Annotated in this window: 15 protein-coding genes; 8 read left to right on the top strand and 7 right to left on the bottom strand. The window is 67.3% G+C overall.

Annotation, left to right across the window (positions count from 1 at the left end):
• Positions 1-153: 153 nt before the first annotated feature.
• From thrC to EL266_RS02630, 6 genes are all read right to left on the bottom strand, one after another.
• The gene (thrC, locus tag EL266_RS02655; RefSeq protein ID WP_026426252.1) at positions 154-1,599 is read right to left on the bottom strand and encodes a threonine synthase; all 1,446 of its coding nucleotides are present in this window, start codon (positions 1,597-1,599) and stop codon (positions 154-156) included.
• Between the two features lie 77 nt (positions 1,600-1,676).
• Positions 1,677-2,003, bottom strand: coding sequence for a thioredoxin (trxA, locus tag EL266_RS02650; protein ID WP_026426251.1), 327 nt, complete (start codon positions 2,001-2,003; stop codon positions 1,677-1,679).
• A 57-nt stretch (positions 2,004-2,060) separates the two neighbouring features.
• A complete protein-coding gene (gene trxB / locus EL266_RS02645; protein ID WP_026426250.1) occupies positions 2,061-2,984 on the bottom strand; it encodes a thioredoxin-disulfide reductase in 924 nt (307 codons plus the stop codon).
• Positions 2,985-3,063: 79 nt separating this feature from the next.
• On the bottom strand, positions 3,064-7,125 hold the full coding sequence (locus tag EL266_RS02640) for a murein biosynthesis integral membrane protein MurJ (RefSeq protein ID WP_026426249.1): 4,062 nt from the start codon (positions 7,123-7,125) through the stop codon (positions 3,064-3,066).
• A complete protein-coding gene (locus EL266_RS02635) occupies positions 7,122-9,539 on the bottom strand; it encodes a DUF6049 family protein (RefSeq protein WP_232012090.1) in 2,418 nt (805 codons plus the stop codon). Before EL266_RS02635 ends, EL266_RS02640 begins: the two co-directional genes overlap by 4 nt.
• Positions 9,536-10,045 carry an NUDIX hydrolase gene (locus EL266_RS02630; RefSeq protein WP_026426247.1) on the bottom strand — a complete coding sequence of 170 codons (510 nt, stop codon included), beginning with the start codon at positions 10,043-10,045 and terminating at the stop codon, positions 9,536-9,538. Before EL266_RS02630 ends, EL266_RS02635 begins: the two co-directional genes overlap by 4 nt.
• Positions 10,046-10,436: 391 nt before the next feature.
• On the opposite strand from EL266_RS02630, the gene EL266_RS02625 reads away from it, so the two are divergent.
• From EL266_RS02625 to EL266_RS02595, 8 genes are all read left to right on the top strand, one after another.
• Positions 10,437-11,921 (top strand): CCA tRNA nucleotidyltransferase, encoded by a 1,485-nt coding sequence (locus EL266_RS02625; protein ID WP_051280940.1) that lies wholly within the window; start codon positions 10,437-10,439, stop codon positions 11,919-11,921.
• Between the two features lie 174 nt (positions 11,922-12,095).
• Positions 12,096-13,274, top strand: coding sequence for a Gfo/Idh/MocA family protein (locus EL266_RS02620; protein ID WP_034514612.1), 1,179 nt, complete (start codon positions 12,096-12,098; stop codon positions 13,272-13,274).
• A gap of 218 nt (positions 13,275-13,492) precedes the next feature.
• Positions 13,493-13,741: a hypothetical protein gene (locus tag EL266_RS02615; RefSeq protein WP_026426245.1), complete on the top strand. Its 249-nt coding sequence runs from the start codon at positions 13,493-13,495 to the stop codon at positions 13,739-13,741.
• A gap of 33 nt (positions 13,742-13,774) precedes the next feature.
• Entirely contained in the window at positions 13,775-16,036 is a 2,262-nt protein-coding gene (locus EL266_RS02610; RefSeq protein ID WP_126412102.1) for a DUF6571 family protein, read from the top strand.
• Between the two features lie 1,169 nt (positions 16,037-17,205).
• Positions 17,206-17,364 carry a hypothetical protein gene (locus EL266_RS13360; protein ID WP_156907636.1) on the top strand — a complete coding sequence of 53 codons (159 nt, stop codon included), beginning with the start codon at positions 17,206-17,208 and terminating at the stop codon, positions 17,362-17,364.
• A gap of 360 nt (positions 17,365-17,724) precedes the next feature.
• Positions 17,725-18,423: a hypothetical protein gene (locus tag EL266_RS02605; protein ID WP_126412100.1), complete on the top strand. Its 699-nt coding sequence runs from the start codon at positions 17,725-17,727 to the stop codon at positions 18,421-18,423.
• A gap of 140 nt (positions 18,424-18,563) precedes the next feature.
• Positions 18,564-19,445 carry a hypothetical protein gene (locus EL266_RS13475; RefSeq protein WP_051280938.1) on the top strand — a complete coding sequence of 294 codons (882 nt, stop codon included), beginning with the start codon at positions 18,564-18,566 and terminating at the stop codon, positions 19,443-19,445.
• Positions 19,446-19,469: 24 nt separating this feature from the next.
• Positions 19,470-20,960, top strand: a complete 1,491-nt coding sequence (locus EL266_RS02595; protein ID WP_026426243.1) for a glycoside hydrolase family 36 protein — start codon at positions 19,470-19,472, stop codon at positions 20,958-20,960.
• A gap of 46 nt (positions 20,961-21,006) precedes the next feature.
• Here the strand turns inward: EL266_RS02595 and EL266_RS02590 are convergent, their stop codons facing one another.
• Entirely contained in the window at positions 21,007-22,557 is a 1,551-nt protein-coding gene (locus tag EL266_RS02590; RefSeq protein WP_051280937.1) for a DUF4832 domain-containing protein, read from the bottom strand.
• Position 22,558 lies beyond the last annotated feature (1 nt).

Raw genomic sequence — 22,558 nt, 5'->3', positions numbered from 1 at the left:
GGCGCACGCGTTCCGCGTTGGGTCGTGCGGGCCTGCGGCGGGCCACTGGCCCACCGGCTCCCGGGCCCAAGGCGCCCGCGCATGACCACGGGGATGGAGACCGACGACGGCTGCCCCGCTCCGGACTCGTGTCACGGGCCGGGCCCTGCCCCCTCAGTCCTGGTGCGGCTGAGTCGGTCTGAGCGCGCGCTCCTCGATGATGGCCCGCAGCGGGGCGGACTCATTGTCGATGGTCTCCACTCTCTGGGGCAGGGACAGGAGCTCAGCCACCTCCGGGGGGACCGGTGGCTCGGTGCCCAGGGCCTCGGCCACGGTCTCGGGGAACTTGGCCGCCTGAGCGGTCTCCAGGACCATGGTCGGGAAGCCCGGCTCCATGAGGCGACGGGCCGCGGTCACGCCGTCGGCCGTATGGGGGTCGATGAGCAGGCCAGTGGCCTCATGGACTGCGCGGATGGCCTCCAGGCGGTCACTGTGAGTGGAGGAGGCGGCGACGAACCCGGCCTTCCGCATGCGCGCCACCTCCCCCGACAGGTCCATGCGGCCGGTCTCCTCCAGCTCGGCCCAGCGCCGCATGAACTCCTGGGGTCCCAGCAGAGCCCAGATGAAGCGCTCCAGATTGGAGGCGCGGGAGATGTCCATGGAGGGACTGGAGGTCGCCAGGGTCGCCTCACCGCTGCGCGGGGCGTAGACGCCGGTGGAGAAGAACTCCTCCAGCACATTGTTCTCATTGGTGGCCAGGATGAGCCGGCGGATCGGCACCCCCATGGAGCGGGCCAGGAAACCGGCATAGATATTGCCGAAGTTCCCCGAGGGCACGCACACATCCACCAAATGGCCGGATCGCCGCTGATGGGGCAGGTGGTCGCTGGTGCGCAGCCAGGACCACACGTAGTAGACGGCCTGGGCGGCGATGCGACCGATGTTGATGGAGTTGACGGCTCCCAGGCTGTGGGCGGCCTTGAAGGCCGCGTCATTGCTCAGCTCCTTGACCAGGCTCTGGCAGTCGTCGAAGACGCCGCGCACCGCGATGTTGTGGATATTCGCGTCCTGCAGGGAGTACATCTGGGCCCGCTGGACATCGCTCATGCGCCCGGCCGGGGAGAGCATGACCACGCTGACCCCCTCCTGACCGCGGAAGGCGTGCTCAGCGGCTGACCCGGTATCCCCCGAGGTCGCGCCCAGGATGTTGAGCACCCTGCCCTGGCGGGTCAGCACATAGGGAATCGCCTGCCCCAGGAACTGCATGGCCAGGTCCTTGAAGGCCATGGTGGGCCCCTGGGAGAGTCCCACCAGCGTCAGGGCGTCGGCCACCTCGCCGATGGGGGTCACCGGAACCACGGGGGCGGGAAAGCGGGTCGGCCCGTAGGCGGCAGCGGTCAGCGCCTGCAGGTCCTGGCGTGGAATGTCCGTGGCGAACAGCCCGATCACCTCGGTCGCCAGCGCGGCGTAGTCCAGGCCCCTCCAGGTCTCGAGCTGCTCAGTCTCCAGTTGCGGCAGCTCGGCGGGCACCGCCAGGCCGCCGTCGGGGGCCAGACCTGAGAGGAGGACCTCGGTGAAGTCTGCCGGGGCCATCGAGCCCCGGGTGGAGATGTAGCGCATGGCCCGATCCTACGGCGTCACCCGGGTACGACGGCGCCCGCTCACCGAGGAGGCGGGCGGGCGCTTGTTGAGAGGGCTCAGTTGAGGACCTTCTCGACCTCGGACTTGAAGGAGGCCTTGGGCCGGGCGCCGGCGAACTGGTGGAAGACCTCCCCGTCTCGCACGACGGCGAAGGTCGGGATGGAGCGCACGCCGAAGGATCGGGCGGTGGCGGGGTTGGCGTCCACATCGAGCTTGACGAACTTGACGCGGTCACCCAACTCGGAGGCCACCTCGTCGACGATAGGGGCCATCTGCCGGCAGGGGCCGCACCACTCCGCCCAGAAATCGACGACGACGGGAAGCTCGGACTTCAGCACCTCGGACTCGAAGGTGGCGTCGGTGACGGCAAGTGCCTCGGACATGATGTTTCTCCTCAGGGTTGACGGGGGTGGGCTCTCATGAGCCCGCGGAGCACGGACTCAGGCCTGTGCACTCAGGTAGTGCTCGGCATCCAGGGCCGCGCGGCAGCCGGAGCCGGCGGCGGTGATCGCCTGCTGGTAGGTCGGGTCGGCGACGTCCCCGCAGGCGAAGACGCCGGGGATGGCGGTGCGCTGGGAGGGCGCATCGACGATGATGTAACCGGCGTCGTCGACCTGGAGGACATCGGCCACGAGCTCGCTGCGGGGCACCTGGCCGATGGCCACGAACAGGCCGGTGGCCTCGATCCGGCGCTGCTCGCCGGTGACCGTGTCCTGGAGGGTCAGGCCCTCCAGGGAGTCCTCGCCGTGAAGGGCCACCACGGTGGAGTTCCAGGCGAAGCTGATCTTGGGGTCGGCCTGGGCGCGCTGGGCCATCACCGCGGAGGCGCGCAGCTCGTCGCGGCGGTGCACCACCGTCACCGAGCGGGCGAAGCGGGTCAGGAAGGTCGCCTCCTCCATGGCCGAGTCCCCTCCGCCGACGACGACGATGTCCTGATCCTTGAAGAAGAAACCATCGCAGGTGGCGCAGTAGGACACGCCGTGGCCGGAGAGCCGCTCCTCTCCCTCCAGACCCAGGTGCCGGTACTCCGAGCCGGTGGAGATGATGACCGTGCGAGCCTCATAGACCTCCTCTGAGGTCGTGATGCGCTTGATCTCACCGGTCAGGTCCAGGGCGGTGACGTCCTCATAGCGGACCTCTGCGCCGAAGCGCTCGGCCTGCTCCTGCATCTGAGTCATGAGCTCGGGGCCCATGATGCCCTCGATGAAGCCGGGGTAGTTCTCCACCTCAGTGGTGTTCATCAGGGCGCCGCCCGCCGTGACCGAGCCGGCCAGAACCACCGGCTTGAGCTGGGCGCGGGCGGCGTAGATGGCGGCCGTGTATCCGGCCGGCCCTGAGCCGACGATGACGACGTCGTGGATCATGATTCTCCTGGAGTGCGGGTGCGCGAGCAGTGCGATGGTGACAACCACCGATGAGAACCCCTTGTTCCCATGGCGGAGCCTATCGAAGGGTGATCTCGGTGATAGTGGCCTTGTTGTCGCCGTCGGATGATCGCGGCAGCTCGGTGATGACCAGGACGATCGTGTCGGTCTCGGTGGCGTCGAAGGAGAAGGTGGTGCTGCCCTGGGTGAAGGGGCCCTCGGCCAGGATGGTGCCGCCCTGCGGATCATCGGCGCTGGTGGCCCGGATCTGGACGTTGCCGCCCTGGCCGGTGCCGTGGATGTCGATGCCCGAGACCGGCGCGGCCTGCTCCAGGGTCACCGCCAGGCTCACCGGGCCCAGACCAGCGGGGTCCTTGTGCCACTGGGTGAACCACTCCTGGGAGGTGTCCCCGTCGACGAGTCGATCCTCCAGTTCAGGGTGCTGATCGCTCAGGCTCTTGGCGCCGGTGACCTTGATGGGTGCGGGCTCGGGGGCCTGCTCGCCACCGCCGCCCCCCTGCTGCTGCTGGGTGGCGGTGGGAACGGTGTCAGCGGCGGCCTTGTCAGGGTCGGTGAAGGAGATCCCGGCGAGCTGGAGCAGGTTGGTGATGGCGAAGACCATGCCCACGAGCACCACCACGACCAGCCCGATGACCACACCGGTCGTGGTGCGGCTCACCGATCGGGTGATCTCCTCGTCCTCCTCGTCGAAGTCATCGAAGTTGACCTCGAAGCTGCCCGTGAAGGGCTCGGCGGGGACAGGTGCGGTGGCCGGAGCCGTCTCAGAGACATTCGTCAGGACGCTGGGGATCGGGTTGACCGGGCCGGTGACCTCGACGTACTGCGGGGCCGCCTCCAGCAACTCGTCCTGGTCGGCCTCGATGAGGGCCGGTTCGGCCAGGGCATTGGCCTCGGCGTTGATCGACTCGGCGGACTCGATGAGCTTGAGGTCCTCCTCGGGCCCGGCCTCGAGCTGCGCCGGCTCCGCGGAGGCGGATCGCTCCAGGGCCGCCGTGGAGGGGGCCTGCTGGGAGGCGATGGCCGGTGCGCTGCTGGAGCTGCGGCGCAGGCGACCCAGCACACCACGGGCCGCGCTGGCGACCCCTGTGCTCGAGGCGGCCCCGGCCGCCGCTCCTGCTGCTGTCCCTGCCGAGCCCGCCGAGGCGGTGGAGCGGGTGTCGGTGTAGCCCTTGACGTCCTCCCAGCTGCCCAGGGCCCGGGCGACCTCGGCGGCCGAGATCGGGGGCTGGCCGCTCCAGGTGCGCACGCACAGGTCGTCGAGGATCGGGTCGATGCCGGCCACGAGGGTGGAGGGAGTCACCGGCACGCCGCCCAGGCGCGGCGCCGAGGGGATGCCGGGGCGCTTGCCGGGCCACCGGCCCGTCAGGCCGTAGTAGAGGATCTCCACCAGTGCGCGGGCGTCGGCGCGATCGGCGGCCATGGGGTCATTGCCGGCGATCCGGTTCTCCAGGTCCAGGGCGGCGGCCTCGATGCCCAGGCCGGAGACCTTGACCTCCCCGCCGGGCAGGACGCGGATCGCCTCGGGTGAGAGATTGAGGTGGTGCAGGCCCTTGCGGGCGCCGGCGTCCAGGGCCTGGGCGGTCTCGCCGATGATGGCGCGCACCTGGGTCGCTGAGATCCCCCGGGAGACCAGGGAGGAGAAGGTGCGTCCCGCCAGCGGTTCGGTGACGATGATGGAGGGCTCGGAGCGCTCGACGTCGTAGACGCGCTGGAGGCGCCCGTCCTCGACCAGGACGGCCCGTGAGGCCGATTCGAGCACGTTGTCCCGGTGGATGGAGGCGTCGGTGAGAACGAGGATCGTCACGTCGCGATCCAGGATCGTGTCGATGCCCCGGTGACGGACGATGCGGGGCAGTGTGGTGGACAGGGTCCCAAGGAGCCCATAGCGGCCACTGCCGATGGGCGTCGCCTCAGACATGCGTCTCCTTCCCTGGGTGGACTGTCCATTGGACACAGTTGCACCCATTCTAACCGCCTGTCGGTTTTGCACAGACGGTGTGTGACCGGATTGGGAGGAATCCATGAGAGCGGATGCCCCTGTGGGAGTTCCGGCCGGCTGTGAGGGAGGCGGCGGGGGAGGCGGGATCAGGGGGCCGCCATGCTCCCGGGGGCCAGGAGCGGGCGCGGCGGTGTTCGCCCCGGGCGCAGGCGGTGCCATGTGGGCGCGTCCGGCAGGCGGGATGGAGGGCGGAGGCGCTGATGTCGGCGGCGCGGGCGCGGGGCCGGGACGGGGGTTCCTCCAGGGGTACTGCACGGGGGCGTTCGGATCGGGCCGGGAGCCGCCGGCCGGCGGTGCCGGCGCCGGCCCGGGATCCTGGGGAGGCGGCGGGGCGGTCAGCGGAGCGGGCGCCGGGGTGATCCACGCGGCCAGGGCCAGTGCCGCCCGGCCCGCGGGCCCGGGCAGCTTCTGCCCGACCTTGGTCAGGATGCGGGAGACCGGGCGGAAGGCCACGATGATCTCCTCAACGTGCACCACCCGCCCCATGACCAGGTAGATCAGGGACATGATCGTGGCCACGATGAGGACCTGGATGAGTGCGGCCACCGCCCGGGCCATGGAGGCCTCGGCGTCGGCCGGGCCCATGATGGCCAGCAGGACCATGCCCACGATGGTGGCCGGCGCCGCGGCGATGCCCAGGCGCAGATGCGTGGTGGTCACCCGTCGCCCATCCAGGCTGGGCAGATGGCGGCGCATCAGGGGCACGACGACGGCGCAGGCCGCCACCTGGCTGAGCGTGTTGGCCACCGCCGCCCAGGTCATCCAGTGGTTGGCGGGGGCCACCACATAGGCCAGGGCGCAGATGGCCACGGGCAGCACGCCCACCACGGCGTCGGCGATCAGCAGTCTCTTGGTGTCCTCGTAGGCCAGCATGACCCGCTGGGTGGCGAACCAGAAGCCCTGGGGGACGATGCCCAGGGCCAGGGCGATGAGCACCGGGGCGGTGGCCTGGGCCTCGGCCAGGGAGATCGAGGGGGTGAAGATCTGGATGGCCGGCACTGCCAGCACGCAGATGCCCACGGTGGCCAGCATGGTGAAGACCCCGGCTGAGCGCAGCCCCAGGGACAGGTCGTCGCGCACTCCGAGGACGTCTCCGGCCGTGGCCTTCTCGCTCATCCGGGTGAACAGTGCGGTGACGATGGAGGTCACCACCAGTGACTGGGGAAGGATGTAGACCAGGTAGGCGGAGTTCCACATGGTCAGGGAGGGCACGATGACGCCGTCGTACTCCGGGGTCTCCGAGGCCGTCACGGCGGCCGAGCCCAGGTTCGTCGTCGCCCAGGTGCTCAGGGAGACGATGGCCACGCCCAGCAGCGCCCACATCGCCACCTTCGAGGAGTGCCCCAGGCCCAGGCCGCGGATCCCGAACACGATCCGGGGGCGGAAGCCCGAGCGCACCAGGGGGATGTAGAGGATGAGCGCCTGGGCGGCGATCCCCAGCGTGGTGGTGGCGCCCAGGAGCGTGATGCGGCCGGCGTCCCAGACTTCGGGGCCCTGGCCCGGGGTGTAGGAGCCGTAGATGCGGATATAGGCCAGCAGTGCCGTGATGGAGATGATGTTGTTGAGAACCGGGGACCACATGTAGGGCCCGAAGCTCGAGCGCGCATTGAGGACCTGGCCCCACAGGGCGTAGAGGCCGTAGAAGAAGATCTGCGGCATGAACCAGAAGGCGAAGGCGAAGGCCAGTGGCTGCCAGCGCCCCGAGGCCAGGGTGGCGGCGTTGAGGGAGAAGACCAGGGGGGCGGCGGCCGTGACCAGACAGGTGATGATGAGCATGAGGGTGGCCGCCGCCGTCAGCAGGCGGTTGACCAGCTCCTCGCCATTGCGCTTGCGCAGGGCTCGGACGATCTGGGGCACGAGGATCGCGTTGAGCACCCCGCCGATCATCATGTTGTAGAGGTTGGTGGGCAGGTTGTTGGCCGTGTTGAAGGCGTCGGCGGCACCGGAGTTGGTGGCGCCCAGGGCCACGATGATCAGGGCGCCTCGCACCAGGCCCAGCACACGCGAGACCAGGGTCCCCGAGGCCATGATGGCTGAGGAGCGGGCCAGGGAGGCCTGGCTGCGGCTCTGGCTTGGTGCGAACAGTGAGCGCCGGGCGCGCGCGTGCCGGGGCGTGGTCATGCAGTCTCCTGTGCCGGGGCCAGGGCAGTGCGCCGGCCGCGGCGCACCGTGCGCACCACTCCGGCGACGAGAATGATCACCAGGACGCCGCCGACGACGGCGGTGCCCACGGACTCCCAATCGGCGCGCACCCGCATGTGCACGGTGGTGGGCGTTCCCACCTGGGTGCCATCGGCGGCCAGGACCTGGACGGTCAGGTTGACATCCCCTGAGCCGACCGCTGTCACCGGCACCATCACCGTGGCCTGCCCCTTGGCGGGGACCTTGATGGTCTCCCGCTCGGGGATCTGGAGGCGCTGGTTGTCCGTGCTCAGACGCACCTCGACGGTGACGTCCTGATCCAGTCCCGAGGCGACGCGCACGGGCAGATTCGCCTCGGAGTTGATGATGTTGATGGTTGAGGAGGGTGAGGCGGTCAGGGACCGTCTCACCTCGCTGCCGGCGGCCTGGGCGTGCTCCAGGTGGGCGGTCCGGGCCGCGGGACTGGCGCGCCAGGAGGCGGAGGAGACCACCGAGGGGAGATCGCCGGCCCGGCCAAGGGCCGAGGGCGGGTCGGAGAGCACCGAGGCGATGGAGGTCAGCACCACCGCCGTCTTCTTGGCCTGGGCCAGGGTCTCGGCGGAGACGGCCTCGGAGTCGTCGATGAACTCCGGTGGGGCGCTGCGCTCGGCGTAGGCCTCGCCCTGCGCCTGGGAGGCTGAGGTCAGCAGCGGCTCCAGGCCCTGCGCCGCGGTCCAGGAGGTGTCCCCCAGGGAGGCCAGGCGCTCCTTGACGACCTGGGGATCGGCGGCGGAGGCCGCCTGGCGGTCCATGACCACCACCAGGTCCCGGCCCAGGGCGGGGGCCTGGCGTGAGATGACCGCCGTCTGCCCGCGCAGCAGTTGGCGGGAGTCCAGGTCACTGAGCTGGGACTGACCATCGGAGTCCTGATGGAGCGGGGTGCCCGACATCGCCGAGGACAGCGAGGGGTCGGGCAGCAGGATGGTGCGGTCGTGGTAGCTGGTGGCTCCTGAGGCCGTGTAGGTCAGGTCGTCGATCACCGGCATCGAGCCCGGTGGGGCGATCACCGTGGTGGTGGTCTGCGGCAGGGAGGCCAGGGTGGAGGCCTCCAGCTCCTCGGAGGCCGGCCAGGCGGCGGTGGTGATGGCGCCGGCCGCGGCCAGGGCCGAGTCCTGGGTGCGTGACATCGAGGCGTTGATGAGTGCCGACTGACCGGTGTTGGCCAGTGCTGCCGTGTCGGCGTCGTCCCAGGGCAGAGCGATGACGTCGCCTGCCGCCACGGCCCGGGTCAGTGCGGTGGTCAGCTCGGATACGGCGGCGCTGGACAGTCCCAGCGGCGGTGCCGGCGAGGGCGACTCGTCCTGGGGCTCGGGGCTCGGCTGCGCCGCCGCCGGCTCACGGGAGTCAGCGGCAGCGCTGTCGGCGCTGTCAGCGCCGTCGTCCCCGTCGGGGTCGGGATCGCCGGGCTCGGAGGCGCCCTCGGCTGCGCTGGAGGGGGTGGGCGAGGGCGTCTGCCCGCTGGTGCTGCCCTGGGAGGGGGCCTTGTCCTGCAGGGTGCCCCGGAAGGTGTCGGCGCGGATCCCCAGGGCGTCGGTCAGGGCCGGGTCGATGGCTAGGACGACGCCGTCGCCGGCCAGCTCCAGCAGGCCCAGCACGCGCTTGCGGATCGAGTCGGCGGTGGGCCCCGTGGAGTCGCGCTGGGAGGCGGGCAGGGTCAGGACGGCCAGCTCCTCGGCGGAGGCGGTCACCGGGATGACGGTGGTGATGTTCAGGGGGCTCACGGTGGCTGAGGAGTCCCAGACCACGAGGGAGCGGTCCTCGGCGATGGAGGCCGCGCCATTGGTCACCGCCACCTGGACCCCGCGCGGGCCCCACTCATCGGTGTCCTCCAACGGGAGCTGGTCGGCGCTGACCACCAGGGAGAATGACGCCTGCTGGCCCGGTGCGATTTGGTTGTCCATGGCCGTGATGGCGGGTGTGGACATGGGGGTGTCGCGCTGCCCGTCCACCCACAGGGACAGGGTCTCGGTGGTGATCTCCGTGCGCTCCTGGACCTGGGCGACCAGCGACAGGCCCGAGATGGTCCCCTCGGTGCCGTTGGTGATGGTCCCGCTGATCTGCAGGTCCTCGCCCTCGTGGATGACCTCGGGGGCCAGGGCGCTGATATCGACCTCGACCTGGCCAGAGGCCGCGCTCGTGTCAGCATCGCTGGTCGAGGCCGGCTTCGCGGTCGCCGGGGACTGGGCCGCCGCCGAGGCTGGGGCCGCGGTGGCGGCTGAGGGGACGGGCTGGGCCGGCCCGGGCCGGGCGGTGGCGAAGGTGAAGGCCGCGACCAGGGCGAGCACCCCCAACAGCGGAAGCACCGTGGCCGCGGCCCGCATGCGGGCTGAGCGCGTCGAGGGTGCTGGCCTCATGCATCCCCCACAAGGATCTTGCGAGCCGCTGCGACGATCCGGCGCTCATTGGGGTAGGCCAGGCGGCGGGCGACCTCGTCCAGGGCGACCCACTCGACCTCCTCGGCCTCCTGGTCCGGGTCGTTGGCCGTGGTCAGGTCACCGCTGACAGCCTCCAGCAGGAAGTGGTGGACCACCTTGTGGACCCGGTGCTCGTCCCCGGCGAACCAGTAGTCGATGGTGGCCAGGTGGCGCAGAACACGGCCGGTGATGCCCGTCTCCTCGGCGATCTCGCGCACAGCCGCCTCCGGGGGCGTCTCATCGCCCTCCAGGTGGCCCTTGGGCAGGCACCACTCCAGGCGCCCGCCCCGGTTGCGCCGCGCGATGACCGCGGTGAAGGCCCTGCCGTCCTGAACATCGACCACCAGGCCGCCGGCGCTGGTCTCATCGACCACCGGCAGGGCGCGCGCACTCGCCCGCGAGGCCAGGGCGGCCGTGCGGGACGTGCGAGTGCGGTGGGTCGGCATAGGGACACTGTAGGTGCAAGACGCCGGTGGATGGAGGCAGGCCGGAGTGGGTCGCGCCGCACAGGCTGGCTGATCGGCCCGCCCTTGGCTCCCCGTGGAGTCGCCGCAGGGGTGCGCAAGGGGGTGTGCGGGGTCAGGACGTGGGCTGGCGGGGCTCCCCGGGTGGCTGGGCGCCCGACCCCCGGTGCGCGGGAAGGGATGCGGGGCGGTTCGTGGCAGGCTTGGCCCGATGACTCCACGCGCTGCCCTCCCCGACGATCCTGCCTCCGCCGGCTCTGCGACCTCTGCCGGCCCTGCGGCCCCTGCTCAGGTCGGTGCGCCTGAGCCCGCTGCTGCCTCGATGGCATCTGGAGGGCCGAGTGGGCGTGCAGAGCAGGTGCAGCGGGCTGGGTTGGCCGGTCGGACTGGGCGCGTTGGGCCGGCCGGTCGGGCCGGGCGAGCTGAGGCCTCGGGCCTGACTCCGCGAGCCCGCGAGGCGCTCGCGGGCCTGCCCATCAACCTGGCGGCCCTGAGCCACGCCTTTGTACGCGCCGGGCATGAGATCGCCCTGGTGGGCGGGCCTGTGCGCGATGCCTTCCTGGGAACCGCTCCCCATGACCTTGACCTGACCACCTCCGCCAGACCGGAGCAGACCGAGGCGCTGCTGGAGGCCTGGGGCGACACCTGCTGGGATGTGGGCCGGGACTTCGGCACCATCGGGGCGCGCAAGGGCGACACGGTTGTGGAGATCACCACCTATCGCACCGAGGACTACGAGGTCGGCTCGCGCAAGCCGGCCGTCAGCTACGGCGAGACCCTGGAGGGCGATCTCACGCGCAGGGACTTCACCGTCAACGCCATGGCCCTGCGCCTGCCCGATCTGGTCCTCGTTGATCCCTGCGGAGGCCTGGCGGACCTGGAGGCCGGGATCCTGCGCACCCCGGTGGGCGCCGTGCAGTCCTTCGACGATGACCCGCTGCGGATCATGCGGGCGGCCCGATTCGCCGCCCAGCTGGGATTCGATGTTGAGCCCGAGGTTCTTCGCGCCATGGAGGACATGGCCGGGCGCCTGGAGATCGTCTCCGCCGAGCGGGTGCGCGCAGAGCTGGAGCGCCTCCTGCTCAGTCCCTGGCCGCGCCGGGGCCTGGAGCTGCTGGTGCACACCGGTGTGGCGGAGGTGGTCCTGCCCGAGCTGGCCGCGCTGCGCGAGACCGTCGACGAGCACCGGAGGCACAAGGACGTCTACGAGCACACGCTGACGGTCCTGGATCAGGCCATGGCGCTGGAGACCGGGCCCGACGGCCCTGTCCCCGGGCCGGACCTGGTGCTGCGCCTGGCCGCGATCCTCCACGACATCGGCAAGCCCGCCACCCGGCGCTTCCTGCCCGGTGGCACGGTCACCTTCCACGGGCACGACCATGTGGGGGCGCGCATGACGGCCAAGCGCATGCGGGCGCTGCGCTTCGACAAGCAGACGATCAAGGACGTCTCCCGGCTGGTTGAGCTGCACCTGCGCTTCCACGGGTATGCGGAGGCCGGCTGGTCGGACTCGGCGGTGCGCCGCTATGTCACGGATGCCGGTCCACTCCTCGAGCGCCTTCACCGCCTGACCCGCGCTGATGTCACCACGCGCAACAAGCGCAAGGCGCGGATGCTGGATGCCGCCTATGACGATCTGGAGGCGCGCATCGCCGGCCTGCGCCAGGCCGAGGAGCTGGCGGCGATCCGCCCCGAGCTGGATGGGGGCCAGATCATGGCCGAGCTCGGCATCGAGCCCGGACCCGTGGTGGGGCAGGCCTATCGCTTCCTGCTGGACCTGCGCATGGAGAAGGGGCCGCAGGGCGAGGAGGCCGCGCGCCAGGCCCTGCACTCCTGGTGGGCGGCGCGCCAGGACTGAGGCGGCAGCACCCGCCCCGGGAGGGGCAGGTGCTGGTGTGGAGGGGATTGGGCCGGAGCACCGCCGGGACGTGATGAGCAGTGCCAGGTGACGGCTCAGTTTCGTTGAGATATGACGAGGGCGCGGGCGTGAATGTCCTCCACAATGGTCGGTGGCGCCGCTAGGTTGAGGCGCATGACGAGGATGAGGGTTGGCGTTGTGGGGATCGGGGCGCGCAGTCCCCTGGCCGCGCTGGTGGACTCCTCCCCGGTGCCCGCCCGGCTCGTGGCCGCGGCGGACACCGCGCCTGACGCGGCTGCGCGCGCCCGGCGCTTCCTGCCCGCGGGCGTGGAGGTAGTCCCTGATCACCGCGAGCTGCTGGGGCGAGGCCTGGACGGCGTTGTCATCGCCACGCCGGATGACACCCACGAGGAGCTGGCGGTGGACTTCCTGCGTGCGGGGGTGGCCGTCTACCTGGAGAAGCCCCTGGCGGTGACCACGCAGGGGGCGGACAGGGTGCTGCGGGCGGCGCGGGCCAGCGGGACGCGCCTGTACGTGGGGCACAACATGCGGCATATGGCGGTGGTGCGCCGGCTGAAGTCCATCGTGGACTCGGGGCGAATCGGCCAGGTCAAGGCGATCTGGTGCCGGCACTTCGTGGGCAATGGCGGGGACTACTACTTCCGCGATTGGCATGCCGAGCGCTCGCGGGTCAACTCCCTGCTGCTGCAGAAGGCGGCGCATGACATCGACGTCATGCACTGGATCGCGGACTCGAGCGCGCAGCAGGTGGTGGGCATGGGCGGGCTCATGGTCTATGACCGGGCGGGCCGGCGCGACGAGGGCACTGATCCCCAGGGGAGCATGAAGGACTGGTTCAGTTACGACAACTGGCCCGCTGAGGAGCTTGAGGGACTCAACCCGGTCATCAACGTGGAGGACATGTCGATGCTCATGATGCGCATGCGCAACGGGGTCATGGCCTCCTACCAGCAGTGCCACTTCACCCCGGACTACTGGCGCTCCTACACGGTGATCGGCACGCGGGGGCGGGCGGAGAACTTCGGTGATGGTGCAGGCGGCGTGGTGCGGGTGTGGACGCGGCGATCGGAGTACGCCGAGCGGGGCAGCCAGGAGTACCCCATTGAGGAGGAGGGCAGTGGGCATGACAGCGCCGACCAGCTGACGATCGATGAGTTCCTGCGCTTCGTGAGCGCGGGCGGGACGACGGACGCCTCTCCCCTGGCCGCCCGGGAGGCCGTGGCCGCGGGGGTGGCAGCCACCGAGTCGCTTCGCAGCGGCTCGCAGCCGCAGCAGGTGCCTGAGCTCGAGCCGGAGCTGGCGCGGTACTTCGAGCGGGGTCAGTGGGAGTGATATTGCCCGTGGTGAACATGCTCCGGCAGCGGGATTGCCGCCTAGATCTCTGATCTCCATCGATGTGGGTCGTGTGCTGGCATCCTCCGGTGACCCATGGCGCTTGGGCGCATCACGGGCATCCGAGGTGAGTCTCCTCGAGCGCTGGACACCGCCACGGGCGCATGTATATGGTCCTGTGACATACGGCAGTATCCAGCGGCTGGAGGGATCCTCAGGTGACTAAGCCCAAGAAGGAAGACTACAAGGAAGTGCTCACGGCGGTGACGAGCGCTCGTTCGACACTGAATCTGGCTGACGGTTCAACCGAACCGACAACCTTTGGGCAAGGGCTCTCTGAGGCATGGACGTCCACCAAGGCCACTGAGTACGAGGAGTCGATCAAGTCGGGCTTGAATCAGGCGGTGACCCTGTGGTCGAGCCTGCAGACCGAGGTGCAGAACAAGCACGACTCGGCACCAGAGTGATGGTGGACGGGTACGAGGACTGAGGAGATCATCATGGCATACATTTACCTGAGCGAAGAGAAGATGAAGACGTATATCCAGTCATTGAAGGACAAGGGTAATGCGCATCAAGCACAAGTGAATGCTGTTAACACGAAGAACAAGAATAATGGTGACGATGCGGATATCGCTGACCATGTGACCCCTGCGGCTAGTATGACTGAGGGGACCACAGTATCCAAGCTCAGCGACGTCGACCCGTATATGGATAGGCTCGCAAGCGAGTTGAAGGTGCGGCTTGACAACGCCATCGCCATGAATTCCTCGGGTGTGACCATCAAGAATGAAGATGGAATGATCGCCTACTACCTCCCTGATGAGGGCGCATACTCGGAGGACACAGTCGCGAATGTCAAGGCATTCAACACCGAAGCCGAGGCCAATGCCAAGCAGGATGCCACGGCTCTTGATCAGTCGCTGAAGAGCCCTGACGGTGTGGCCAGCGACGGCCGGACCACTGAGCAGATCCTGGAGGAAATGTCGAAGAGCCGGGATGTGCCTGCCTACGGTGCGAGTGTTATCAACACCTTCGGTGTTGAGGGCTACCTGGACCTTCCCATGAGGCTTCAGAATCACTACACGTCATACAGTACTGAAGGTGGCACCTATGCGACTCATGCCTTGAGTGGCAAAACGACCTTGGACAGGGAGGCGTTGACGTCGGCAATCGAAACTTTGGGTCACGTCACCGCTGCAGCGACCTACACGGCGAAGCCTGCCGGCTATGATTCATGGAGTGAGGCTTTTCATATGGCCTCGCGAAAGCCGGGCCATCGTGGTCGAGCGTCCAGTCTTAATGCACTACTCGCTGTTCCTGATGCCGTGTATGAGACCGATACGCTCGTTGATTTGGCGGAGCGAATGGAGGAAGTTCCCTATTCAGGAGACGCTGCGGGTAGTACTCCATCTCAAATGAGTGGATGGCATCATGACAACTACGGCAACTTCTATAATGAGGGGGCGGCACTCGCTGGCTACTCGTTGGATCCCATGTATGGCGTGACGAGCGCGATGGGGAACAACGCTGAAGCTGCTCGTCGATACTTGGTTCCGGATGGCAGCGTCGACAGTAACGGCAACTGGGATCCTGGAACAAAGACTGAAGAGCGTTGGAAGTTGTTGAAGTCCCGGAACTGGGACCCTGATGTCGGCTTGGACGGCTTCAGTGCGGCGCAGGCCGCGGTTTCGACATTGCGCGGAAGTAGTGATTCCGCCACGGCCGCAGCGGCGACCTGGTCAACCGCCGAATCGATCAAGTACGCGGTGAACAATGTATCTGCCGACGATTTCACAGACACGATGAAGGAGAACTGGTCGGTGATGTTGGCCAACTCGGCCGATGAGTTGGACACAGTGGCGACCGGGTCGAGTCTCGAAGGTAAAGATACTAAGGGTGGGCTGGCAGGTAAGGTTACTGATAGCGAGTTTGAAAGTCTGGTGTATCGGGTCATTGACAATGAGAATGCGGTTGGAACTATTTCTGCAGGTCTGGGCGAGCACTATCGTAAGTCGATCGAAGCAGTGGTTCCTGAGGCCGACGATCCTGCCCTAAAACTTGGAGAGCAGTATCAGGCCGCAGCAAGCTCGATGGGTTATCTCGACGCGATGGCAGAGAAGAAGGCCGGAACGAATCAGGAAGCTTTAGATAAGGCTAAGGAGAACACCAGCACTGCATTGAGTGTGATGTCGACGGTGATCGGATCGGGAGTGGGGGCAGTGACCGCAGGGACTGGAGCTGCCGTGGTAGGGCCTTTGGCCTACGATGTGACATCGACGATTGCTCAGCCGATGATCGTGGATGAGGTGACAAAGGATTGGAAAGTTCCCGACACCGTGGCTGCTGATGAAGTTCGGACTGTGTTGCAGGCACAGTCATATGTTGATGCGGCCCGGTATGGACTTCTTCAGGATTCGACGATCAAGGTGGCGGCAGATGACCCACGCACCGGCGATAATCCATTTACTGACGAGATTGAGAACGACGATCCAGACACTGAGAGGGTGGAGAAGGCTGATCCCAATAATCCAATCCCTGCGGACCCAGATCCGTTCAGTTTCTACTCCGAAGTCGATGGCAAGCCGGTTATTAATGCGCCGGCAGTTATGACTCCTGCGGAAGCTAGTTCGTACATCGAATGGCATAGGGCTGTGACGAAAAGTCCGGTTAGTGAGCAGGTTATGGCAGATAATGACAAAGTGATCGGAGTCGGCTGGAATGCGGGAGTTGAGAATGGGAAGGGAGCTGATGTTAAGTGAAACTAATATCATTTTTTAGTAAATTTGACGATTGCTTCACTGGGCGCGAACCTGTTTGGCGGGCGGGTCTCATCGCAGGAGTTTTAATTTGTCTGAGCATTAGTTCGTGCGCGGCGGTATCTCCAAATTCAACTGCTAGCAATTCGTCACCCACACCCCTGGAGGGTAACAATCTCTGTGACGTGGTGTCCAGTGAGACGGTGATGAACGCTCTTAAATTTCCTGTACACAGATACGGATATGCGCATTGGGGTAACTCTGGGAGTTCTGATAGATGGTTGTGCAATCTCACGTCTCTTAATGATCGGGGGCTCGATGAGGGACGAATCTCTATCGAGTATACGGCCAATGATACTTGGAAAACGATCGCTGGTCGAGTCTGGTCTCCGCTTAACACATCAGCACCAGGTGATGAGACTTTGAAGGTTGAGTCGGTGGCCTTGCCTGGTCATGAAGGGCAAGGGTGGATCATTGGTCGAGCGGAGAAGGCGGAAGACTATGGCACGTTCGTTTGGCACTATCCTAGTGGATACTACTTGGTGATATGGGTTGCCTATGGGGATATTCCCGCTCCCGCGAGTACCTCGCAAGGCCTTCAGGACCTGGCTGTCACAATCGTGGACAAGATCCCCCCGATCGCTGCTGGTCCTGACATTCCGTACACCGTCTATCCGGAGAATAAGACCACCGCGGCGGTTGACAATTAGTACGGATCGCCATCTGCTGGCGGGTCCATGACAGCAGTCCAGTCATCGCCCTTATCACTTGCAGTCGGTCGCCGTGTGCTGGACGCAGGTTGTGACCTGCCTGAAGGGTCCCTAAAACCGCCACTTCGCTCTACCTGTACCGCTGGCGAGCCTTGACTCAGGCTGTCATTGCATTATACATTTTTCAGGTGTTTACTATCAGTGGCTACGTACCGTTATCCCAATCCATGCTATGACTGAGCACCCTGACCAGCAGGACGCGGAGAAGATCTCCAATCGCCGGCCCGGGCAGCCCTTTGAACGCTATCTCGAGATCATGGCATGGAGGGCGAAGAAGAAGGAACGGCGTGATCCCGCGCTTCGCGTCATGGGGAGAACTGGGCCGCCATCCCCGTAGCGGAGGTCACCAATATCCCTGGGACCGATGCCACTGTGGTGTCTTGGCATGATGATGAAGAAGCCGTGGCGGGCTGGTATCAGGGAGACTCTGCGGTTGTCTTATCCACCAATGATCCCATCGACTCCGACACCGTCCAGGCCACAGCACATGCCCTGACCCAGGCCGTCATCGCACGCGCTCCCCAGATGCTCGCTATCACCGGCTACGGGCCCACACCATGACACGCTCTCTCAGGGTGGAAGAGAGCCCATCGACGAGGATCATGCCAAGTTTTTGAAGTTGCTGGAGCTTGTGGTGGATAGAGTCCCTAGATGACCTCAGGTCCAGACCAGCCACTGGTCATCGTCCCCTCACCAAGCCCCGATCCTGAATCGAGGTGACGGGCCACCGGCATACAACGACCCGACTGGAGTTCCGGCTGGAGTGGCGCCGCATGGAACCATCTCCACCGTGGCGTTCGTCATATGCGGGGCGGACACTGGAGTGCCGTCACACACCGATGCGGCGAAGGGGGTGGACAGGCGGGAGGTCACGAGTATATTACGGCGAGGTTCGTGTCTCCGATCCTTGGGAGGACCGTCATGAGCGCATCATCCGCGTCATCGCCGCGAGGACTGGCCGTCGCAGCGGCAGCCGCGCTGGCCGCCAGCCTGGTGGCCTGCTCATCCGGGCAGAACGCCGGTTCTGAGGCATCACTGCCCAGCTACAACCCCTCCGCCAACCCATCAGCCACCGCAGGCCCCTCAGGAGTACCCGCCTCAACCGGTGCCTCCTCCGCGGCCTCAGGCGACTCCACGGCCGCTGCGGCCACCATCACCGCCGAAGAGCTCTCCCAGCCCGACATTGAGTACACCGTCACCGGTATTCCGGAGGAGCTCAGTGCAGAACAGGTCGAGGTTCTCAAGGCTTACGTCACCTATGACGCACGCACCTGGAAAGGGGCGAGGGAGGTTAGCGGAATCGAGAGCATTGAACCGTTGATGAGCGGCACCGTTCTGGACAACTACCGTTCACTTTACAACGAGTTGCAGTCATCCGGGACTCATTATGAGGGCTCGTATGCGGTGGAGATTCTCTCGATTGAAGTCGCGCAGGATGGTGATGCTGCAACGGTGCAGACCTGCAACGATCACACTCGTACGAAGCGAGTCGCTGAGACGGGTCAGGAGGACCAAAACACAGAGAAGCGCGCATATGAGTTGGCTCATATTACGATGAATAAGATCGAGGGAAAGTTGCTCGTTCTCAGTGTTGACGCAGGACCAGTGGAGACATGCTAATGCGCTTTCGGAACATATTTTCTTTGCCCACGGTGGCTTCCACGGCATTTATTCTCTCCTTGTGTCTGACTGTTGGAGTGCCGGCTCACGCTTTTGAGACGAACTCCGGTGGATCCTCCGAGGAGTCCGCTGATGGCTCAGTGACGATCACCGTCTCCGTGGAGTCGACGTCGGCCTCCGGTGGCTCATCAGGTGGTGGCGGCGGAGCGACCACCACCTCAAGCAGCGTGGAGACCACAGTCAAACCGATCTGCTACTACAAGCCCTCGTATACCAATGAGCAGGTCATCGAACTCTATGATGACCTCAAGGATCGGTTCAAATGGTCTGAGAAAACGCGGGATGAAAGGCGCAACAGGCTCTACCCGGATGCGGAGTCCTACGTGGGTCAGGCCGGGCAATGGTACAAGTCGTTCTGCGACCGAACCCGCGCCGAGGATGATGAGCAATTCAGGGCGGCCGTCAAGGCCTTCGCGCCAGGCCGCGTCTACGCGAAGTGGGTCCCTGCCGGCTCACCGCCTCCCATCCCGCCCGTGGACGGCAAGACCCTGGCGCGGGCCGCCATGAAGGCCATCACCATCCCCCCGCCCACCATCGACCGCAACCCCCGCCTCGATGGCTCCGAGGCCACCGTCGTGGGCTATGAGACCTGGGTATGGGCCACCGGCGAGACTCCCAGCGAGGTTCGGGCCACCGCCACGGCCGGCACCTCCTCCGCCCAGGTCACGGCCGCCTCCACCGGCCTGAAGCTGGAGGCCCCGGACAGCCAGGCCACGTGCACCGGATTCGGCCGGCCCTGGACCTCCGACCTGCCGAGCAACGCGACCAGCAACTGCACCCTGGTCTTCACCCGCTCCAGCGCCCACCTGGGCGGGACCACGCCCCTGACCGTCTCGGTGAACTACCACACCACCTTCACCGCCTCGGACGGCACCAGCGGCGGACTGGGAGTAGTCTCCACCCGCACCGAGACCTCCATCCCCGTCGCCGAGGTCCAAACCCTCAACACCACCGACGACTGAACCACCGACAACCGACCACCCCAGATGATCCACCACCTCGAACTCGCCGGCCAGGGCATCGCCCTGGCCACCAGTGGCACCGTCACCCGCCAGGGCCCGGGCGCCCTGAGCATCCAGGCCGACCACCTCAGCCTCCTGCACGACATGCGCCACGGCGAGGTCTACCGCACCGGCCAGAACTCCTGGTCCCCCTCGGGCTGGAGACACCTGGCCGAGTCCCCCATGCGCATCGACAGCCCCCTGCGCCGTCGCACCGCCGACGATGACTCCTGGGATGACGAGGTGCGCCACCACTCCGCCTGGATGACCGTCGTCGAGCAGGAGGGCGCCGCCATCCTCGTGGGATGCCTGAGCGGCCCCACCCCCCGCCTGCGCATCGACCAGGCCGCCATCGAGGCTTTCACCGAGAACGGACAGCCCGCGCAGTGGCTCATCCTGGCGGGCCCCGCCACCCAGGTCCAGGCCGACTACGCCCAGGCCCTGGCCCGCGCCCTGGGACAGCGCCCCATCCGCCCCCAGCGAGTCTGGTGCTCCTGGTACTCCTACTACGAGACCATCTCCCAGGAGGCCCTGGAGGCCGAGATCCCCGAGGCCGCCCGCCTGGGCGTGGACACCCTCCAGATCGACGACGGTTGGCAGCGGGCCGTCGGCGACTGGCTCCCCGGCGAGCGCTTCCCCCAGGGCATGGCCGCCACCGCCGCATCCATCACCGAGGCCGGCATGCGGCCCGGGCTGTGGATCGCCCCCTTCATCACCCTGCCCGACTCCCAGGCCGCCCGCGAGCACCCCGAGATGCTCGTCCGCGCCCTGGACGGCGCCCCGGCCCTGGCCGGCTCCAACTGGGGCACCGACTACCACGCCCTGGACATGACCCACCCCCGGGCCCAGGAGCATGTGCGCCAGACCATCGCCCGAGCCGTCCACGAGTGGGGCTTCACCTACCTCAAGCTCGACTTCATCAACGCCGCCGCCATCCCCGGCCTGCGCCACCAGCAGGCCGACCGCGAGCAGGTCTACCGCCAGGCCCTGCACCTGGTGCGTGAGGCCGCCGGAGAGGACGCCTTCCTCCTGGGCTCGGGCGCCCTCATCATGCCCTCCATCGGCATCCTCGACGCCGTGCGCGTGGGCCCCGACGTCGCCCCCATGTGGGAGAACTACGCCAGCGACGACCTGTCCGACGCCAAGGCCTACAACGCCCTGCACGCCGGTATCAACCGCCTCTGGCTGGGGCAGGTCATCGGCGTGGACCCCGACGTCGTCTTCTTCCGCCACCACCGCAACCTCCTGGATGACACCCAGATGCAGTGGCTGCAGGACCTGGCCGCCGCCTGCCGCTACCGCTGCCTGTCCGACCAGGCCGCCTGGCTGACCGACCAGGAGAAGGAGTCCATCCGCCAGTGGATGGCCCGTGACGAGCCGGTCGAGATCCTGGGGCGCTACCGCTTCCGCCTGGGCGAGCGCGAGATCGACCTGACCCGGGCCATTGAGGAGCCCGCCTCCCCCTACCCGCTGTAGGAGGCAACGCCTCCCAGGCTCGTGGGCCCGGGAGGCGCCAGAGGCCTCAGCTCTCGCGCGTGACCGCCCCCAGGGTCAGCCAGCCCTCGCGGTCGGCATCCTGGCCGGCGCTGGCGAAGCGCAGCGGCGCCCCGCCGGACATGGGGTTGACCGCCCGCAGCAGCAGCGTGGAGCTGCCCGCCCCCAACGCGAGTTCCCCGGAGAAGACCACCGTGGTCCCGGGCAGCACCTGGCGTAGATCACCCGTCAGCGTGGTGCTGGCGGTCTGCCGGCCCTGCGCATCCAGCACCACCGCCTCAACGGTCCAGTCGTAGTAGAAGGGGGCCACCCCGCTGTTGGTCAGCTCCACCTCCACCTCGTCACCGGTGGCCCGCCACCGCTGAACAGCCAGGTTGTAGCCGGTGTCCGTGCTGGCCCTCAGTGTGGCCTCCCGCTCCTGAGCGCTCAGCTCGTCGGTGAAGGCGTGATCATTGATCAGCCAGGTGGCGTGCGTGGCCGCGATCGAGGCCGGCACGTCATAGTTCCTGCCATCGGCGATCTGCTGAGAGGCGTTGGCGCAGCGGGCCGGATCCACCATGACGCAGTCCTGGATCCCGGGGTAGACCTCCCCGCCGATCGGCTGGCGCTCCCAGGCCCCGGTGGCGCCGGCGCGGTCCATGAGGGACATGAAGTGCCAGTCGGCATTGTCCAGGGTGGCGTACCCGAAGGAGTCATCGTGATAGCCCACATCCCGGCCCGCCCAGGCGGAGGCGGGGTACCGGGTCAGGGTCGGGGTGACGTCGAAGGCCTCATCCCAGGCCGCCACCAGCGCCGCCTGGTTGTCCGTGGAGGCCATCCAGTCCTCCCCCTTGGGGTTGGCCGTGGAGACATCCCCGTTCATGGGCCAGGTGTGCCCCTCGCCCCAGAAGCCCACCAGCCCCTGCGTGACGAAGCCCAGCCGAGGATCGCCGTCGTACTTGGCGCCGAAGGCCCTGATGAAGCCGGTGAGCATCCGCATCATGTCCGGGTCGTTGTAATCCGGGGCCAGCGAGGCCCCCGCCGTGTTGCCGTTGACCGTGTAGGAGCGCGTGGCCACCAGGCCGCGTTCCACCAGGTAGTCGGGGATCGCCGACTCGCGGCCCGGGTAGTCCACGTAGAAGCGCAGCACCGTCTGGTGCCCCCGCGCGGCGATGGCGTCGAGGCGGGACTCCAGGTAGGACCAGTTGTAGGCCCCCTCACCGGTGACGATCCTGTCCAAGGGGATGTAGACCCACTCCATCGTGTGGGGCAGGGCGGTATCCGCCAGCTGGGGGGCGGAGCCAGGCTCGGGTGCGAAGGGCATCATGCCCTTGAGCGGATTGGACTGAGGGGTCGGCCCGGGGGCCACCTCGATCCACGGCTCGCGCGACAGGCAGGCCCGTAGCCCCACCGCCAGGCAGAGGACGGCCGTCACGGCGACGACGATCGCCTGGGCTCTCGTGGGCCGCCACCGCCTCCCGACGGCGCCGCCACCGTCCTGCGCGGCCCCGCTCGCCTCGGGTGAGGCGGGGCCTGGGCTCTGGGATGCGGTCGGGTCGTGAGGATCATCGGCGGGAATGCCCTTGTCCCGTGGTTCCATG

This window comes from Actinomyces slackii, assembly GCF_900637295.1.
Classification (GTDB): domain Bacteria; phylum Actinomycetota; class Actinomycetes; order Actinomycetales; family Actinomycetaceae; genus Actinomyces; species Actinomyces slackii.
The sequence above is the reverse complement of the archived record's forward strand: the minus strand, read 5'-3'. Positions and strand labels throughout refer to the sequence as shown.

Bases quoted from the DNA above. Each gene is read 5' to 3' on its own strand.
- thrC (WP_026426252.1), bottom strand. From the start codon at position 1,599: ATGCGCTACATCTCCACCCGGGGCTCGATGGCCCCGGCAGACTTCACC.
- trxA (WP_026426251.1), bottom strand. From the start codon at position 2,003: ATGTCCGAGGCACTTGCCGTCACCGACGCCACCTTCGAGTCCGAGGTG.
- trxB (WP_026426250.1), bottom strand. From the start codon at position 2,984: ATGATCCACGACGTCGTCATCGTCGGCTCAGGGCCGGCCGGATACACG.
- EL266_RS02640 (WP_026426249.1), bottom strand. From the start codon at position 7,125: ATGACCACGCCCCGGCACGCGCGCGCCCGGCGCTCACTGTTCGCACCA.
- EL266_RS02635 (WP_232012090.1), bottom strand. From the start codon at position 9,539: ATGAGGCCAGCACCCTCGACGCGCTCAGCCCGCATGCGGGCCGCGGCC.
- EL266_RS02630 (WP_026426247.1), bottom strand. From the start codon at position 10,045: ATGCCGACCCACCGCACTCGCACGTCCCGCACGGCCGCCCTGGCCTCG.
- EL266_RS02620 (WP_034514612.1), top strand. From the start codon at position 12,096: ATGACGAGGATGAGGGTTGGCGTTGTGGGGATCGGGGCGCGCAGTCCC.
- EL266_RS02610 (WP_126412102.1), top strand. From the start codon at position 13,775: ATGGCATACATTTACCTGAGCGAAGAGAAGATGAAGACGTATATCCAG.
- EL266_RS02605 (WP_126412100.1), top strand. From the start codon at position 17,725: ATGAGCGCATCATCCGCGTCATCGCCGCGAGGACTGGCCGTCGCAGCG.
- EL266_RS02595 (WP_026426243.1), top strand. From the start codon at position 19,470: ATGATCCACCACCTCGAACTCGCCGGCCAGGGCATCGCCCTGGCCACC.
- EL266_RS02590 (WP_051280937.1), bottom strand. From the start codon at position 22,557: ATGGAACCACGGGACAAGGGCATTCCCGCCGATGATCCTCACGACCCG.